Annotated in this window: 3 protein-coding genes; 2 read left to right on the forward strand and 1 reads right to left on the reverse strand. The window is 63.4% G+C overall.

Going from position 1 to position 2074, the window contains the following annotated elements; genetic code table 11:
* Positions 1 to 315: transposase (locus ACKOED_RS05615; RefSeq protein ID WP_408915600.1), on the reverse strand; the 315-nt coding region annotated here is incomplete at its 3' end.
* A gap of 58 nt (positions 316 to 373) precedes the next feature.
* Between ACKOED_RS05615 and repC the strand changes: the two genes are divergently transcribed.
* Both repC and ACKOED_RS05625 read left to right on the forward strand, forming a co-directional pair.
* Entirely contained in the window at positions 374 to 946 is a 573-nt protein-coding gene (repC, locus tag ACKOED_RS05620) for a plasmid replication protein RepC (RefSeq protein ID WP_408915601.1), read from the forward strand.
* A gap of 166 nt (positions 947 to 1112) precedes the next feature.
* A partial coding sequence (locus ACKOED_RS05625; RefSeq protein WP_408915602.1) for a ParB/RepB/Spo0J family partition protein occupies positions 1113 to 2074 on the forward strand: 962 nt, incomplete at its 3' end.

A 2074-nucleotide genomic window follows, 5' to 3' on the forward strand; every position in this document is an offset into this window, starting at 1 on the left:
AGCCTCCTGGATGACGGCGGTGAGGGCCTTCTCGGCCATCCGCCGGGGCTCCAGGAAGCCCGGGAAGTAGCTGCCCTTCCTAAGCTTCGGGATGCGCAACTCCACTGTCCCGGCGCGCGTCTCCCAGTCCCTCTCGCGGTAGCCGTTACGCTGCGCCAGCCGCGCGGGGCTCTTCTCCCCGTGGGCGGCACCCGTCAGGGCGCCAACCTCCAATTCCATCAGTCGCTCGGCGGCAAAGCCGATCATCTCGCGCAGCACATCGGCATCAGGCGTCTTTTCCAGAAGGCTGCGCAGGTTCATCATGTCGTCGGTCATCGGTGGTTCTCCGGTCTGGGGATGAGGTTCAGCAACCAGACCCTATCCGGAAACCCCGGTGACCACCGAAAGCCGTTCGCTCGCTACAGCGCTCCCTGTGGGCGCGCTTCGCGAACGGCTTGACCTTCAGAACCTACACCACGTCCGGGGACAAGGCCAATTTGAGCGCCATCATCATAATTCAAATGAAGAATCTATAGATATTGAACCTGCCTTAGAAAAAGGCGGGGCGGCGGCCGGCGCGCCAGATCCTGAAACGGATGCACTTGTTGCTGACGTGGAAGAAGCGGACACAAGACGCGTGCCAAAGATTCCGCTCCATCTGGTGATCGCGGGCTGCCCGTCGCTGAAGACCTTTTACCAGGGCGATATCCGCCACTGGCATCAGCTTTTCGACGCGGCTTGCCATGTGCGGCCGGCCATGGGGATCAGTGCGTCCGCTTGGGAAGAAGCACAACGGTTCATGGGCCCCGAGCAGGCATCGATCGTTGTCGTTGCCATGTTGGAACGCTTTGCCGATATCCGATCGCCCGGTGGCTACCTCCGCGCGCTGACATCGAAGGCGGCAGCGGGCGAGTTCTCCTGCGGGCCGATGATCATGGCGCTGATGTCCCGGCGAACCGCGGCATAATGTTCACAGCTGTGAACTGGCTCGAGCGGGACGAGAGTTCACAGCTGTGAACTACATGACAGGTCGCGAGACGATGAACGAAGAGAGGGAAAGGTTGGGGGTTTGAGGGGTGACGGGAAGTGAGATCGGGAGAGTGGCTTCCGGCGCCCGTCGTGGAGAAGATCCGATGGCCCAAGCTGCCCAGAAAGTCACCCTGTCCCCTTCGCTGGACATCCCCTTCGACAAGCTCGTGTTGAGCCAGTCCAACGTGCGGCGCATCAAGGCAGGCGTCTCGGTCGAAGAGCTCGCGGAAGACATCGCCCGGCGCGGCCTGCTGCAGGGGTTGAACGTACGGCCCGTGCTCGATGCCGATGGTGTCGAAACCGGCACGTTCGAGATCCCGGCCGGTGGCCGCCGCTTCCAGGCGCTGTCGCTGCTGGTGAAGCAAAAGCGGTTGGCCAAGACCGCGCCGATCCCCTGCATCGTGCGGGATGCGGCGTCGGAGATCCTCGCCGAGGACGACTCGCTGGCGGAAAACATGCAGCGCGTTGCCCTGCATCCGCTGGATCAGTTCCGCGCCTTCGTGGCTCTGCGCGAGAAGGGTCAGGGCGAGGAAGCGATCGCCGCGGCCTTCTTCGTGACCCCGCAGATCGTGAAGCAGCGCTTGAAGCTCGCTTCCGTGGCCCCTGCCCTGCTCGAGGTCTATGCCGAGGACGGCATGACGCTGGAACAGCTGATGGCCTTCACGGTGAACCCCGATCACGCGCGTCAGGCGCAGGTCTGGGACGCGGTGAAGAATTCCTGGAACAAGGAGCCCTACGCCATCCGGCGTATGCTGACCGAGACCTCTGTCCGGGCCTCGGATCGTCGCGCGGTCTTCGTCGGTGTCGATGCCTATGAGGCCGAGGGCGGTATCGTGCTGCGCGATCTTTTCCAAGGTGACGATGGTGGCTGGCTCGAGGACCCTGCCCTCCTCGACCGACTGGTCGCCGAGAAACTTCAAGCTGAGGCCGAGTCGCTCGCTTCCGAAGGCTGGAAGTGGATCGAGGTCGCGACCGACCTGCCCTATGGCTACAGCCATGGTCTCCGGCGTCTGACCGGTGATCCGGCGCCGATGACCGAGGAGGAAAGCGCGGCCCACGCTGTGCT

This window comes from Aestuariivirga sp., from assembly GCF_046093005.1.
Lineage (GTDB): Bacteria > Pseudomonadota > Alphaproteobacteria > Rhizobiales > Aestuariivirgaceae > Aestuariivirga.